The sequence below is a fragment of the Streptococcus parasanguinis genome (assembly GCF_009717775.1).
Classification (GTDB): domain Bacteria; phylum Bacillota; class Bacilli; order Lactobacillales; family Streptococcaceae; genus Streptococcus; species Streptococcus parasanguinis_AG.
Genome location: NZ_WMZF01000007.1, coordinates 49094 through 64225, shown reverse-complemented (window position 1 = coordinate 64225; position 15132 = coordinate 49094). Strand labels below are relative to the sequence as shown.

The window sequence follows — 15132 nt, the reverse complement described above, 5'->3', positions numbered from 1 at the left end:
GTTGAGGGATATGAAAAAGGTTACTTTGTGAAAAGCTCTGTTTGCCTTCATATCTTCAGAAAATATGGGATTAAAAAAGAAGAGTCAGAGGAAAGAGATGAAAATCCATTTTACAAATTTATTCGGGCAATCTTCGAAAAGTGTTGCCCTGATGGCACAAAACGATATTATGAATGTCGTTCGTGAACTTGGGGTTAATGAACTAGGGATCTACTTTTATGATCATAGCAATGAACCAGCTAGCGAATTGAACTCGCGGATGGATGGGATTTTAGCAGGCGTTGCTTTTGGGGATATCGTCTTCGTTCAATCTCCTTCTTGGAATGGAATTGAGTGGGACCGCCGTTTGGTTGATAAGTTAAAACTCCTTCAAACCAAGCTGGTCATGTTTATCCATGATGTTCCACCACTCATGTTTGAGAGCAATTATTACCTAATGCCTAACTATATCGACATGTACAATCAGAGTGATCTGGTCGTTGTTCCGTCAGAGCAAATGTACCATCGTCTAGTATCAGAAGGGCTCACAGTGAAAAAATATGTGGTCCAAAAGTTGTGGGATTTGACCCACAGTTTGGATCTCTATACTCCGCAATTTGAGAAAAAACTGATCTTCTCAGGGAATCCGTCGCGTTTCCCACATATCATCGATTGGAAATATGAGACACCCCTTCATGTCTATACCGAACCAGTTGAAGGAGTCGATTATTCTAAGGTCCATATAGAAGGCTGGCGGACCAAGCAAGAGTTGCTTCTCGAGCTTTCCAAGGGTGGTTTTGGGCTTGTCTGGGGAAATTCTGAGAATCCTGAGGATGAGCGGGATTACTACAAAGAAAATATTTCCTACAAACTATCGACTTATCTATCTGCTGGTCTTCCAGTAGTAGTGCCAGACTATTTGTCAAATGCAGACTATATTCGAGAAAAAGGGCTGGGCTTTGTAGCTTCCAGTCTTGAAGAAGCCAATCGTTTGGTCCAAGACTGTACAGAAGAAGAGTATGCCCAAATGGTCCGAAAGGCTCAATATACTTCTTATTTGATCCGCAATGGCTATTTTACAAAGAAATTATTTGTCGATACCATCATGGCTTTAGGAGAATAATGTCCAAGTAAACCAGATTCTTCAGATAAACATCTGAAGGATTTTTTGTTGAATACGGTACCAAATGGGGAAATTGAAATATTATCAAATATTAGTGACAAATGAGTTTGGAAAAGTCGCAAATTATGGTAAAATAAGTTGAGATAAAATGCTCTAAAGGCACATATTTAAAGGCTGTTTCCCTGGTGGAAGAGTCAAAATGAGTAAGAGAAAGTTTAAAAGAAATGTTAAAACAATCTGAAGTAGGAAAGAGATTTTGTTGGACGATATTTTTCGTCTTTATTTATGTTTTGGGAAGTAAAATTTCCCTGCCTTTTGTTGACTTATCAAAGGCCTTGAGACTCAACGAGGGAACGACAACGGGCTTGCAGCTCTCAAGCGCTGTGATGGGGGGAAACCTCCGTGGGATGTCGATCTTTTCGATCGGTCTATCCCCATGGATGTCTTCCATGATTTTGTGGCGGATGTTTACCGTTTCAAAACGCTTTAACCTCGAAAAAACCAGCACGGAGATTGTGGAGCGGCGAAAGATGTACGTGACCTTGGCGCTCGCTATTGTCCAGTCTTTGGCAGTGGCCATGTATCTCCCCTTGAAGACAGGATTGAACCCCGGGCTTGTCATTGCGGTCAATACCATGATTATGGTAGCCGGAGCCTTCTTTTTAGTTTGGCTCTCCGATCTAAATGCCGCTTTGGGGCTTGGAAGTTCTGTTGTGATCATGATGGCTGGGATGGTTATGTACCTGCCAGAAGACGTGATGCAGACCCTTTCAAATGTTAATAATATCCCAGAAATCGCTTATGTTCTGGGCGTGATTTTCATCTTGATTTTTGTCTATGTGGCAGTCTTGGTGGAATATTCCAAGTACCAGATTCCTGTCAATAAATTAGGGATCCACAACAACTTGAAAAGTTATACTTTTTTGGATATCAAGCTTAACCCGGCAGGAGGGATGCCCTTCATGTATGCCATGACCTTGGTGTCCATTCCTCAGTATGCTATGCTCTTGATCTTGTCAATGGATTCCAATGCCAAGTGGGCTGCTCGTTTAGCCAAACACTTGGTGATGGGAGATCCGATTTGGATTCTTCTTTACATTCTGATGATCGCCCTTCTCTCTTTTGCTTTCGCCTTTGTCAATGTGAACGGAGAAGAAATTGCAGATAAGATGATGAAGGCTTCCGAGTATATCGATCATGTCTATCCTGGAGCAGATACACGTCGCTATATCAATAAAATTGTGCTACGCTTGACGGTTTTTGGGACCTTGTATCTGATCCTCTTCACGGCGCTTCCTTTTTCTCTCTTGTTATGGGATAAAGATCTCTTGCGCTTGACCATGATTCCAGGAACCTTCCTCATGTTTGTCGGGATGATTTACAATATCCGAGAAGAAATTCGTGCCCTTCGTGTGAATCAACGTTATACAAGAATATTCTAGGAGTAACCATGTATTATTTTGTACCAGCCTGGTATGGAACGGACCGCATCTGGCAGCAAACAGCTACCCCTTGGTACTGGATGCGAGAGTCCATTGAATTTGACGATACCATTAATCAAGTTCGTATTTTTCAAGAAGCAGAAATGGATCGGATCTTATTGTTGCCTCAATATAGTCCACAACTGCGCTATTTTTTGCACCGCCAAGATTTGTTAGAGACAGATGTGCTCTCGATTTTTGATAAGATCCAACAGGTTCCGTCTGATTTGGCCATGCGTCCAGTTCAGCTTCAGGACATCGAATGGCCGAGTGAGACCACTTTTTCCTATACTCCCTTTTTGGTGATGGCATTTCGAAAGGGCCACCACCTAGCGAAAATTGATATGGGAGTGGATGGAAACCTTCTCTCTTTGACCCGTTATAAGAATGACGAGATCAGCTACATCGAGTACTTAGATGATCGTGGCTTTATCTCTAGTAGAATTTACTACAATGAGGGAAAACCCTATTTCCAAGAGTATCTGAGTTTTGATGGGCAATGGGTTTTGAGAGAGATGTTGATCGAAGAGAACCACTCCGTCATGGTTAATGAAGCTTTCTTTCATGCCTTCAAAAAAGAAAGCTATGCCAATATGGGAGACGTTGTCGCTGAAAAAATGAAGGAGCAGCTAGCAACCTTGGTTCCAGGACGAGATCAGTTGGTTTTGGCAGCTCATCCAGCAAATTTGGCCTTTTTACAAGATACGGCAAGTAGCGTCAAGAAAGTCTTGTCTTTCTATGGGAATCGTCAGCCCTTGTCTGCTGAAAACTTTGCCCTCTATTTTGATATGATTGATGCCCAACTCTTGATTACAGATAGTGAAAAAACCAAAGAAGCGATTGGGGTCTTTTCTCCTAGCTTGGCTCAGAAGACACACCGGATTACCTCTTTTGACTCCCGCCTTCGTTTGGGATCTAGTCAGGAACGCAAGGAATCAAAGATTTACTTTTATGTCAACGAAGCCGAGCTCCCGAGTAAGAGCCAGCTCAAGAAGGTTCTGGAAGTGTTGGCGCAACATCCATTATTCGAAGTTGTTTTTGCATTTTACAATGGATCACCGGAGCGTGTTAAGGAATTAGAAGGGCAACTCGAGGAATTGATCGCTAGCGAGCAGGACTTGCATCTGGTTCAATCACCAGCCCAAATGGAAGGGCTTGGGGAAAACCAGATTATCGATGAAGAGTCCGTACAAGACGCACCGGATTATCGCTTTGTAGTTAAGAATTTTTCAAATGAAAATGACATTATTCAAGAATTGGAAAAAACCCGCTTGATCGTAGATTTAAGCGAGGAACCCAACCTCTACACGCAGATTGCAGGGATCTCTGCTGGGATTCCTCAGGTCAACCGCGTCCAGACAGAATATGTCGATCATTTGAAAAACGGCTATGTCTTATCAAAGGGAGACAAGGAATTAGAGAAGGCGATTACTCACTTTTTATTGGAATTGAAGCCTTGGAACGAAGCCTTGGTCTACTCGATCGAAAAAATTCAAGAATACACCGGTCAACGCTTGATCGAGAAATGGGAAGGATGGATGAAAGAACGTCATGGATAAAAAATTACAAATACCCCATATTCTCCAAATCGGCTCAAGCAGTTGGCAGGATCAAGTGGAGCTTCCTGCTGGACTAGGCTGGCACTTTTTTCAAGCTACCACTCTTCCATCGCTCAAAGAGTATATGGAAGAAGAGGAAATCTCCAAATTCAAAGCCTTGATTCTGGAAAAGCCAGAAGATTTATTAGCTTTAGGAGAAGACCTGGCTTATTTCCAGCCGTATACCGTTTTTTATGATCAAAGCCATGAACTAGAGGTGCCTTCTGAAGAATTGGCTCACCTATTAAGGCTCAAGCAAGCAAAACCCTGGGATTTCTCAAACAAGCATCAATTTCTCTACGTCTTAGAGCGCTTTTTATACGACAATCAATATGGAGATGCCTTTACGGTTCGTGACCTGCGAGTGAGACCGGATTTTGCGGGCCAGCAAACGGTGCTGGGGCAACATTTTCTTCAGCTAGATGGATCATACGGTGAAGAGTTTACACCGATTGCTCAGTGGGTCTACAACTACGTGTATGATGCTAGTCGTCCCATCAATTTTTGGTTGGAATATGAAAAAGATCCAAGCTGTCAGCTGCAATTGCGGATTCAATTTTACCGCTTTGGTGCTCTGGGAGAGTGGGTCAAAGATGCAGTCTTTTCAGAAGAAGAGATGGCACAACCACTAGAATTGGACGGCGCAGAGCCTTATTACCTAGCCTTTTCGCTGGAAGCAAAAGGAGAGGGGACGCTTACGATCGGAGCCCTACATAAGCGCTTGTCACATGGTCCTTTAGGAGAGATGACCGTAGGAGCTAAGACGCTACGGGACCACAAACGCCAAGAAATTTTTGCTTATTTCCATCCTGGCGATATGAAGCCACCTTTAAACATTTACTTTTCTGGGTATCGTCCGGCCGAAGGATTTGAAGGGTTTGGGATGATGCGTGCGATGGGGAGTCCCTTTATTCTCTTTTCTGACCCAAGACTGGAAGGTGGATCCTTCTATATGGGCTCAGAAGAATTAGAAAATCAAATCACTGCCTTTATTGATCAGCACTTGGACTTGCTCGGCTTTGAGCCAAAAGATATGAATTTCTCTGGCTTGTCCATGGGGACCTTTGGTGCCCTTTACTATGGTGCTCTTTATTCTCCTCATGCGATCTTGGTCGGAAAACCCATTGTCAACCTGGGGGATGTCGCTGCCAACCTGAAATTTAAACGTCCAGATGAGTTTGGAACATCCCTAGACATGATGCAGTTGATCATTGGTCAAGTGTCGCAAGAAGGGATCGGTCAGCTCAATCAACGCTTCTGGGACCGGTTTGACCAGGCAGATTTCAAGGATACGATTTTAGCCCTTGCCTATATGAGGGATGATGACTATGACCAGCAGGCTTATCCAGATATTTTAGAGGCCTTGTATGAATTGCCGGTTCGTATTATCAGTACTAGCCGCGCCGGTCGACACAATGATGCGAGTGGTCCGATCATTGAGTGGTTTGTGACCCAGTACAAAGAAATCATGGAAAGAGACTTTGGAAGAAACCAATGATAAAAATAAAAGAAAATGAAAGCAGACGAATCTACTGGGGCGATACCGTTCTGGCAGATTATCTTTGGGGGTCGACCATTCAAGCGACTGACCAAGGAAGCGTTCAGTTTCAGAACCCCCTCATGCCATCTGGTCAAGTACTGAAAACTTGGCATTCGCAGACAAATTTTGGCGCAACTCGTCAAATTCCTAGTCTGCCCCTGCTCAAAAGAGAGCAAGATTATGAATTGGTTATCACGATGGAAGCGACTCCGGCTCATACCGTTATGGTAGAAATCGTCTTCAAAGATCGCTTTGGAGAGGTCGTTGCCCGTCGAGTAACCGCAGAAGGTCGCTTGCTGTTTACCTATCCAGATCAAGCTTACGCCTATGAAGTACGCTTGCTCAGTGCAGGTTTGCAAGAGTTTACCTTCCACTATTTCACGATTCAACCAATATCGTCTGAGGGAGCAGAAGTTCTCGAATAGACGAACATCACTGCAAAAAAAGAGGATTACATTGGATTACGTTAAATTAAGAAACATCAAAAAAATCTTAAAAGAAGTCAATAGCTGGAAGGATGACATGGCCCGCTTGACGGATCGACAACTACAGGAGAAAACTGTGGAATTTCGGGAACGTCTAGCTAAGGGTGAGACCTTGGATGATCTCTTGCCGGAAGCATTTGCGGTTGCGCGTGAAGCTGATAAACGGGTCTTGGGCATGTTTCCTTATGACGTGCAAGTCATGGGAGGTATTGTCCTCCACCAAGGCAATGTCGCTGAAATGAATACTGGTGAAGGGAAGACCTTGACGGCAACTATGCCGGTTTATCTCAATGCCTTAGAGGGCAAAGGGGTCATGGTTATTACGACCAATACCTATCTGGCAACTCGGGATGCAGAAGAGATGGGACAGGTCTACCGCTTTTTGGGCTTGACTGTTGGAGTTCCCTTGAAACAATCAGAAGACGAAGAATTAGATCCAGAAGTCAAACGGGAGATTTACCGGTCAGATGTCATTTATACGACCAATACCAGTCTAGGCTTTGACTATCTCACAGAGAACTTGACGGCTTCGGCAGATGGCCAGTTTTTGGCAGACTTCAATTACGCCATTGTCGATGAGATTGATTCGGTGCTTCTAGATAGTGCTCAGACTCCCTTGATTATTTCTGGTTCTCCTCGGGTCCAATCCAACCTATATGGGATTATTGATACCCTGATCCAAACCTTCAAAGAGGGGGAAGACTTCAAGTTTGATGAAGAAAAGAAACGGGTTTGGTTGACTCGAAAAGGAGCTCATGCAGCAGAAGCCTTTCTAGCCATTCCCAACCTCTATGATCCCCAATACCGTGACTTGGTCCGCCATATCAGCTTAGCCCTGCAGGCCAATAAAAACTTTATTAAGGATAAGGATTATGTCATCCATCCCAATGTCGAAGGGCAACCGGAGATTGTCTTACTAGACCAGGCGACGGGGCGCTTGATGGAAATGACCCGTTTGCAAGGAGGACTCCACCAGGCGATTGAAGCCAAAGAGGGTCTCAAGCTCACCCAAGAAACACGGGCCATGGCTTCTATTACTTACCAAAACCTCTTTAAGATGTTTCGGAAGTTGGGTGGCATGACTGGGACTGGGAAGGTCGCTGAGGCAGAGTTTCTTGATACCTATGCCATGTCAGTGATCAAGATCCCAACCAATCGCAAGAAGATCCGCAAGGATTTGCCAGATGAAATCTATCAGACCTTGCCAGAGAAAATCGTGGCTTCTCTGGATTATGTGAAGAAGGTCCATGAAAAGGGTAATCCGATTCTGGTCTTTGCCGGATCCGTTGAGATGTCGATTCTTTACTCGAATCTTCTTTTGCGCGAAGGGATTCCTCACAATCTTCTTAATGCCAACAATGCTCCTCGAGAGGCCCAGATCATTAAGGAATCAGGTCGCAAAGGAGCCGTGACGGTTGCGACCTCAATGGCCGGTCGGGGAACCGATATCAAGTTGGGACCAGGAGTCGCTGAGTTAGGTGGCTTGGTGGTTGTTGGGACTGAGCGGATGATGAACCAGCGGATTGACCTTCAAATTCGTGGACGTTCAGGTCGTCAAGGAGATCCCGGTTTGACCAAGTTCTTTGTCTCTTTAGAAGACGATTTGATGAAAAACTGGGGACCAGACTGGATCCAGGATACCTATCAAGACTATGATGTGGATGAGCGGATTGGTTCAGCCAAAGCTCTGACCAAGCGCAAGTATAGAAACTTGGTGGAACGGGCCCAAAATGCTAGTGAAAGTTCTGGTCAGGCCAGTCGTCGGATGACGTTAGAATTTGCGGAAAGCATGAACATTCAGCGTGCCATCGTCTACGAAGAGCGCGACCGCTTGATCAAACAAGAAGGACGCTTGGATGATATCGTTGAAAAAGTGCTTCGTTCCGTCTTTTCAAGTGTAGCCCATAAAAAAGAATACAAGGAACCGGTAGCTTTTTATCGCTATATGTTAGACAATGTTAGTTACCAAGTGGATCCGGAAAAGGCCCACCAAACCTTCCGTAGCAAGAAAACCAAAGAGAATTTCTTATGGGAGATTGCTAAAAGCGAGTTGGAAGCTAAGTATGAGATCTTAGGCACCGATGAGGTGATCGCCCAATTCCAACGCATGGCTATCCTAAAAGCTATCGATGAAAACTGGGTAGAGCAGGTAGACTATCTGCAACAATTGCGCATGGCGCTCTCTGGTCAGTACACCAGTCAGAAAAACCCTTTGGTAGAATTTTTCCAAGAAGCCTACCAATCCTTTGAACGAATGAAAGAGGCGGCCAAAGAACAAATGGTCCGCAATCTCTTACTAAGTCGAGTAGAAATCAATAAAAAAGGGGAAATTGTCTTGCATTTCCCATAAAAGAGGACATTATGACAGTATACAATATCAACCTTGGAATCGGTTGGGCCAGCAGTGGTGTTGAGTATGCCCAGGCCTATCGTGCCCAGTTGTTACGCAATATCCATCAACCAGCCAAGTTTGTCTTTATGGATATGATCCTAGCCGATAATATCCAGCATTTAACAGAAAATATCGGTTTTAAAAATGATGAAATCATCTGGCTCTATAGCCATTTTACAGATATAAAAATTGCGCCAACGACCTATACCATTGATCAGGTCTTAGCAGGATTTGCCGGAAAACCGACTCGGGAAGAAGTCGATGGTAAGATCAAACGCTTCTTTTATGAGGACCAGGACAACTTTTTGACCTGCTACCTGCGCGCAGAAAACAGTCCCTATGTTGAACGTTGCGAGTACGTGTCTAGAGGGATTTTGGTGAGAAAGGATTATTTCTCCTATACCCGCTATTGTACCGAGTATTTCATTCCTAAGAACAACCAAGCCAACTTGATTGAGCGCCGCTTTTACAATGAAGACGGGACGGTTGCCTACAGCATGCAGATGGCAGATGGCCGCGAAATTTATCGTTTCCCAGATCGCTACCTAGTTGGTCGCCAAGAATTGATCCGCTACTTCATGCAGACCCTTCAATTGACCAAACAAGATCTGGTGATTTTGGATCGGGAAACCAATATTGGTCAGCCTATCTTTGAAGAAGCGCAAAAAGCCCGTCTGGGTGTGGTCGTCCATGCCGAGCACTTCAGTGCCAATAATGTCGATGATCAGTATATCCTGTGGAATAACTACTACGAGTACCAATTTACCAATGCAGACAAGGTGGACTTCTTTATTGTTGCGACTGATCGCCAAAAAGAAATCTTGGCCGAGCAGTTTGCTAAATACACCAACCATCAGCCAGCTATCTATACCATTCCAGTTGGGAGTCTTGCAAGCTTGCCACAAAACGAAAATCGCACTCCATTTTCTATGATTACTGCCTCTCGTTTGGCGACAGAAAAGCATATTGACTGGTTGGTGCGAGCAGTGGTTCGGGCCAAAAAAGAATTACCAGAATTGTCCTTTGACATCTATGGAAAAGGTGGAGAAGAAGGGAAGCTTCGTTCTCTGATTGATGAATTGGGGGCGGCAGACTATATCTACCTCAAAGGGCATGCCAATCTGGAGGAAATTTATAAGAACTATGAAGTATACCTGTCAGCGTCAACCAGTGAAGGCTTTGGTTTGACCTTGATGGAGGCGATTGGTTCGGGTCTTCCCATTATCGGTTTTGACGTTCCTTATGGCAATCAAACCTTTGTCACAGAAGGTAAAAATGGCTACCTCATTCCACCTTCAGCAGATCAAGTGGTCGACCAGATTGCTTCTGCCTTTGCGGAGAAAATCATCCAGCTATACAAAAAGGATGATCTAGCCAGCATGCGTCAAGCATCTTATGCGCGTGCAGAAGACTTTTTGACCAGCCGAGTAGAAGAAGCTTGGGCACAATTGATAGAAGAGGTGACACATGCTGAACGTATTTGATAGTTATTCTCGTGAAAGCCAAGACTTGCTCCACTCCATGAAAGAGTCTGGCTTTGACCACCCGACCGTTGTTTTGGAGCCAAATGGTTTCTTACCAGACGGTGTCGAATCTCCCTTTATCTATTTCTTAGGACAAGCAAAAGGAGAGAAGCGCGGACGCTACTTTAATGAAGTTCCAGTGCCTGATTTCTGGGAAGTTTCTGGGGATAACAGTTCGGGAAAAGTGACCTACTATGGTCAGGAAAAGGCTCGAATTGTGTACCACGCTGCTTCCTATAAACGCATCGTTGAGCGCTTAGAGTGGTTAGATGATAAGGGACAAGTGGTCATGATTGAGCACTACGACCAACATGGTCGTAAGATTGCTGTAACGACTTGTGGCGATCAAGGTCAGCATTTGGTGACCACTTATTTTGAAGGGGATACCGAGCGCTTGACAGAGAATCACCAAACAGGGGATTTGATCTTGACCTTGGACCATCAACCCATGCGGATTTTCAAGAATCGCTTAGATTACTTTGTCTTTTATCTAGAGTATCGTGGTTTTGATTTAGATGGTTTGGTCTACAATACGCTGGCTACCTCCTTTAGCATTAGTCTCCAGTTGGGCAATAAAGGCATCAAAGGACGCGATGTCTTGGTGTGGCAAGAGCCTCTTCACGACAGCCTTCCGGGCAATATGCAGTTGATTCTAAAGAGCCCAGAAATCCGGACCAAGAAGATCTTGATTCCGCAAAACGCGACCTATCATCGTGCTTTGCAGTTGACCTCGCAAGACCAGCATAGCTATTTTGGTCCCCTTGGCTACCTGTATGATTTCAAGGTGAAAGACGATATCCGTAAAGACGCTTTTGTTTTGACCAATTCGGATCAGATCGAAGCCTTGACCTACCTAGTAGAGAACTTGCCGAACGTGACCTTCCGTGTAGCAGCTTTGACGGAGATGTCTGCGAGCCTCTTGTCTATGGTCCGCTATCCAAATGTAGTCTTGTACCAAAATATCAGTCAAGAGCGGATCAAAGAGTTGCTTAAGGTCTCTAGTATTTATCTGGATATCAACCACTATGCAGAGGTGCAAGGTATTGTTCGCAAGGCCTTCGAACACCAGCAAGTCATCCTTACCTTTAGCCATACCCTGCATGACCGCCACTTCCTCGCACAAGCCAATATCTTTGATCAAGGAAAAGAAGCAGATATGGTGGCCCGTATCCAGGAAATCTACCAATCTGTGGATAACTACAGAGAAGCCGTCGCACAACAAATTGCCCAATCAAGTAGCGTTGAGCCAGCTGTTTTCAAAGCTCGCTTGCAAGAAGGGATAGGTGGACACAGTGAGTGATCGTAAGAAAGATTTATTTTACAAAGAAGTAGAAGGACGGATGGAGTCTCTCAAACGCCGTCCTGCCGAAAAAGAAAAGACGACACGTTCTGAAAAGATCAATGTTACTTTTAATGTGATCATTGGTTTGGTGATTCTGCTGGGAGTTATTTTTACCCTCTTCAGAGTGTTAGGAGGATCCTAAGATGGAAATGGTATTTGCAATCGGGATCTCGATCTTATCCCTCGCTCTTGTGGTTCTGATCACCCTGCAGCCTCGCCAACAACAATCGCTTTCAACAGATGCGACCAGTAACCTAGGAAAACCAAGTTACTGGCGGTCTCACCGTGGACTCAAGCTAGCGACTCTTGTTGTTAGTATCGTCTTTCTCGTATCCTTATTTCTTTATATGATGGTCGTACAGGCCTAATTTCTAATAGAATGGATAAAAAGAAGTTGGAGAATACCAACTTCTTTCAAATTGTAGATAGAGTCATCTTAGAAACTTTCCTTAGGTGAGTACGGACGTCAGCGAACTTCGAGGAAGTTCCATGACTTAGTTTTGGACCTAAGGTTCCAAAACTCCCGAGTGCTAGAAACAAGAATGTTTCTAGCACTTATCTCACGGCGGAAAGTTTCAGTAGATGTCTGAGTGAGTCTAATAGTTGATATCTTTTTATTTTTTTTTAAGTATCATTTTTAGGTTGCATAATGTAAGAAACAGGTGGATTACATTCTAAAAGAAGTTGGGATTCTCCAACTTCTTTTTATCCTGCTTCCTTCTATTTTGTGGTATACTGAAATCGACAAAATGATTGGAGCTCCCGATGAAAAAGATCCCCTTAGTATTTTCAGGCTGTCTGTTAGGACTGGTTGGTGCTGGAAACCTTCTTGCAGACTCGCTACCCTTCCTTGCTCACGCCTTTAGTCTGACAGGTTTGTTCTTCTGGTTTTTCTTTGTCGTTTATCATGCGATTCGCTGGCAAGAAACCAAGATAGAACTCCAACAACCAGCCCTTTTATCTGGGATGGCGACCTTTCCCATGGCAGGGATGATTCTTTCCACCTATCTTTTGCGCCTCTTTCCCGCCTTTGGAGGTCTATCACAGTTGGTCTGGTGGTCTGCCTTTCTCTTGGATCTGGGCTTAATTCTCTATTTTACCAAGACCCATGTCCTAGGGCGACCAAGAGCCAATGCCACTCCCAGTTGGACCGTTCTCTATGTAGGCATTGCAGTAGCAGCTTTGACCTATCCTGTTGTGGGAATAAGAGAGATTGCTTATCTCGCTTTAGTGATTGGTTTTGGTTTGACCTTTCTTCTTTATCCCCTTATCTATCATGATTTGAAGCAGTCCCCTTTACCCAGTCATCTATTGGGCCAAGAAGGCATCTATTGTGCTCCCTTTTCCCTTCTTTTAGCAGCCCTGGTTCGTGTGGGTGGAGCAAGCCTTCCTGTCTGGTTCTTACTGATCATGGTGTTGGCCTCGCAAGGTTTTTATTTCTTTGTTTTGACGCGCCTACCGAGAATGATCACAGAAGGTTTTCAACCTGCTTTTTCAGCTCTGACCTTTCCAACAGTTATCACAGCGACCTCTTTGAAAATGGCCCAAGGCTTGTTGCAACTACCTTTCTTGACAGCTCTCGTATGGCTGGAAACTCTTCTTTGTCTCTTGATTTTAGTCGCTGTCCTAGGTGGTTATGTGGCCTATCTCAGAGAGTAGAAAGGCATCCTTTTTCATTGAAACCTTGTCACGATTATGGTAAGATGCACTATACGATTTGTCATACTTTATAGGAAAGGTATCTATGAAATTTATCAAAGGAAAGCTCTCACTGCTTTATCCCCTCTTTCTGCTCTTGTTTTATTTTTATGTTCGGCCTCAATTTCGCCCTTTGGCCCAGTATGTCTCCAATAGTGTAGCAAGCGCCAATAGCTATTATTGGACCTTATTTGGCCTAGAAGGCCTCTATGCAGTCTTTACAGGATTTTTGGTCTACCGTTTTTCTAAAAAAGCGCAGTTTAAGCTGGGGAAGAACCCCCTTCAAGCTCTGATAGAAGCCGTTTTTGCGGCCTGTTTGGTTTACTGGTTGGACTACTTCATTAGTGGTTTTGTCCAAGGACGAGCAGCCGTTTTGAGTCTCTTTCCACGGGAAATTAGCCCCACAGGAGTGCTTATCCTGGTGATCGCAATGGTCGTCATCCGGCCAGTGACAGAAGAGCTGATCTTTCGTGGAGCCTTGGTGAATGCCTACTTCAAAGGCTGGAAACTCTATGCTGAGATTTGGCTTCCAGCCCTCATCTACAGTGGCCTACATTTTCTCCACAATCCCTTTTCGCTGGGAGCTTCTATCATCTATCTCCTGCCAAGTGTGATTTTTGGAATCCTGTATTATCGGAGTAAGACGCTCCTTTCTCCTATTTTGGCTCATATCTTGCTCAATCTCTACTACACCTTGCCTTTACTTTTATCTGTATTTAAGTAGCAACCGATTTCCTGAGTGAGATTGGTTTTTTTTGAAAATATGGTATAATAGAATAAATTTAAAAGAGGGAGTTGAGGTTTGAAAAAAAGCTACCGCGTCAAACGTGACAAAGATTTTAATGCTATTTTTAAAAGTGGTCAAAATGTTGCCAATCGGAAATTCGTTGTTTACCGCTTGCGCAAAGACCAACCGCATTTTCGAGTCGGCCTGTCTGTTAGTAAGAAACTGGGAAATGCTGTGACCAGAAATCGCATCAAACGTTTGATTCGCCATGTTTTGATCAAACACCAAGCCTTCCTTACGACCGATGATTTTGTTGTCATTGCTCGTAAAGGAGTGGAGGAGCTCGACTTTCATCAAGTAGAGAAAAATCTTGTACATGTCTTAAAATTAGCGCATGTCTACCAAGAAAGGGAATAATGTGAAAAAGAAACTGAAGTTAACTGGATTATTAGGTGCGGCCTTATTGGTCTTGACAGCTTGTGGAACCTCTCAAGTGACAGCTCAGTCGACAGGTGGTTGGGAACGCTTCGTCTACTTCTTTGCAGAAGCCATCCGCTTCTTGTCCTTTGGCGGAAGTATCGGTGTAGGGATTATCGTCTTTACCATTGTGATCCGGACGGTCCTCTTGCCTCTCTTCCAATATCAAATGAATTCAACCCGCAAAATGCAGGAAATTCAACCCCTCCTCAAGGAATTGCAAGCTAAGTATCCTGGGAAGGATCTTGATAGCCGGACCAAGCTTTCCGAAGAGATGCGGGCCCTATACAAGGAAAAAGGTGTCAAAACGTCTTCAGCCTTCCTTCCTCTCTTAATCCAGATGCCGGTCTTGATGGCCTTGTTCCAAGCGCTGAGCCGTGTCGAATTCCTTAAAGTCGGTCACTTCCTCTGGTTGGACCTTGGCGCGATCGACCCGACTTATATCTTGCCGGTTCTTGCAGCACTCTTCACATTTTTCAGCAGTTGGTTGACCAATAAAGCCATGCCAGAGCGCAATGGTAGTGCGACAACCATGATGTATGTGATGCCTGTGATGATCTTCTTCTTTGCCTTGTTCTCAGCCAGCGGGGTCGCACTATACTGGGTGACTTCCAATGCTTACCAAGTCGGGCAAACCTATCTCTTGAACAACCCCTTCAAGATTATCGCAGAGCGTGAAGCAAAAGAGCAAGCTTCACGCGACATGGAAAAACAAAAACGCCGTGCCCTAAACAAAGCACAGAAAAAGAAAAAATAAGAAAGAGGTG

Annotated in this window: 14 protein-coding genes; all 14 read left to right on the top strand. The window is 44.4% G+C overall.

Annotation, left to right across the window (positions count from 1 at the left end; all coding sequences use genetic code 11):
* Window positions 1-97 precede the first annotated feature (97 nt).
* The 14 genes from GMC92_RS08335 (at window position 98) to GMC92_RS08270 (ending at window position 15122) form a co-directional block, all read left to right on the top strand.
* The gene (locus tag GMC92_RS08335) at window positions 98-1102 is read left to right on the top strand and encodes a sugar transferase (protein ID WP_155200149.1); all 1005 of its coding nucleotides are present in this window, start codon (window positions 98-100) and stop codon (window positions 1100-1102) included.
* A gap of 224 nt (window positions 1103-1326) precedes the next feature.
* Window positions 1327-2544 (top strand): accessory Sec system protein translocase subunit SecY2, encoded by a 1218-nt coding sequence (gene secY2 / locus GMC92_RS08330; RefSeq protein ID WP_155170302.1) that lies wholly within the window; start codon window positions 1327-1329, stop codon window positions 2542-2544.
* An 8-nt stretch (window positions 2545-2552) separates the two neighbouring features.
* On the top strand, window positions 2553-4142 hold the full coding sequence (gene asp1, locus GMC92_RS08325) for an accessory Sec system protein Asp1 (protein WP_155200148.1): 1590 nt from the start codon (window positions 2553-2555) through the stop codon (window positions 4140-4142).
* Entirely contained in the window at window positions 4135-5679 is a 1545-nt protein-coding gene (asp2, locus tag GMC92_RS08320) for an accessory Sec system protein Asp2 (protein ID WP_155200147.1), read from the top strand. The genes asp1 and asp2 overlap by 8 nt, the downstream gene beginning before the upstream one ends.
* A complete protein-coding gene (gene asp3, locus GMC92_RS08315; protein WP_045759953.1) occupies window positions 5676-6146 on the top strand; it encodes an accessory Sec system protein Asp3 in 471 nt (156 codons plus the stop codon). Before asp2 ends, asp3 begins: the two co-directional genes overlap by 4 nt.
* A 25-nt stretch (window positions 6147-6171) precedes the next feature.
* Complete coding sequence (gene secA2, locus GMC92_RS08310; protein WP_080934963.1) at window positions 6172-8556, top strand: accessory Sec system translocase SecA2; 2385 nt, start codon at window positions 6172-6174, stop codon at window positions 8554-8556.
* An 11-nt stretch (window positions 8557-8567) separates the two neighbouring features.
* A complete protein-coding gene (gene gtfA, locus GMC92_RS08305; RefSeq protein ID WP_155200146.1) occupies window positions 8568-10082 on the top strand; it encodes an accessory Sec system glycosyltransferase GtfA in 1515 nt (504 codons plus the stop codon).
* Window positions 10066-11421 (top strand): accessory Sec system glycosylation chaperone GtfB, encoded by a 1356-nt coding sequence (gene gtfB / locus GMC92_RS08300; protein WP_155200145.1) that lies wholly within the window; start codon window positions 10066-10068, stop codon window positions 11419-11421. Before gtfA ends, gtfB begins: the two co-directional genes overlap by 17 nt.
* Window positions 11414-11605, top strand: a complete 192-nt coding sequence (gene asp4 / locus GMC92_RS08295) for an accessory Sec system protein Asp4 (RefSeq protein ID WP_003003066.1) — start codon at window positions 11414-11416, stop codon at window positions 11603-11605. Before gtfB ends, asp4 begins: the two co-directional genes overlap by 8 nt.
* 1 nt (window position 11606) lies before the next feature.
* Window positions 11607-11831 (top strand): accessory Sec system protein Asp5, encoded by a 225-nt coding sequence (asp5, locus tag GMC92_RS08290; RefSeq protein ID WP_003003038.1) that lies wholly within the window; start codon window positions 11607-11609, stop codon window positions 11829-11831.
* Between the two features lie 397 nt (window positions 11832-12228).
* Window positions 12229-13122 carry a TDT family transporter gene (locus GMC92_RS08285; RefSeq protein WP_155200144.1) on the top strand — a complete coding sequence of 298 codons (894 nt, stop codon included), beginning with the start codon at window positions 12229-12231 and terminating at the stop codon, window positions 13120-13122.
* Between the two features lie 85 nt (window positions 13123-13207).
* Window positions 13208-13885, top strand: coding sequence for a CPBP family intramembrane glutamic endopeptidase (locus GMC92_RS08280; protein ID WP_031573875.1), 678 nt, complete (start codon window positions 13208-13210; stop codon window positions 13883-13885).
* A 78-nt stretch (window positions 13886-13963) separates the two neighbouring features.
* Window positions 13964-14305 (top strand): ribonuclease P protein component, encoded by a 342-nt coding sequence (gene rnpA, locus GMC92_RS08275; RefSeq protein WP_003002960.1) that lies wholly within the window; start codon window positions 13964-13966, stop codon window positions 14303-14305.
* A 1-nt stretch (window position 14306) separates the two neighbouring features.
* Window positions 14307-15122 (top strand): YidC/Oxa1 family membrane protein insertase, encoded by an 816-nt coding sequence (locus tag GMC92_RS08270; protein WP_003015944.1) that lies wholly within the window; start codon window positions 14307-14309, stop codon window positions 15120-15122.
* Window positions 15123-15132 lie beyond the last annotated feature (10 nt).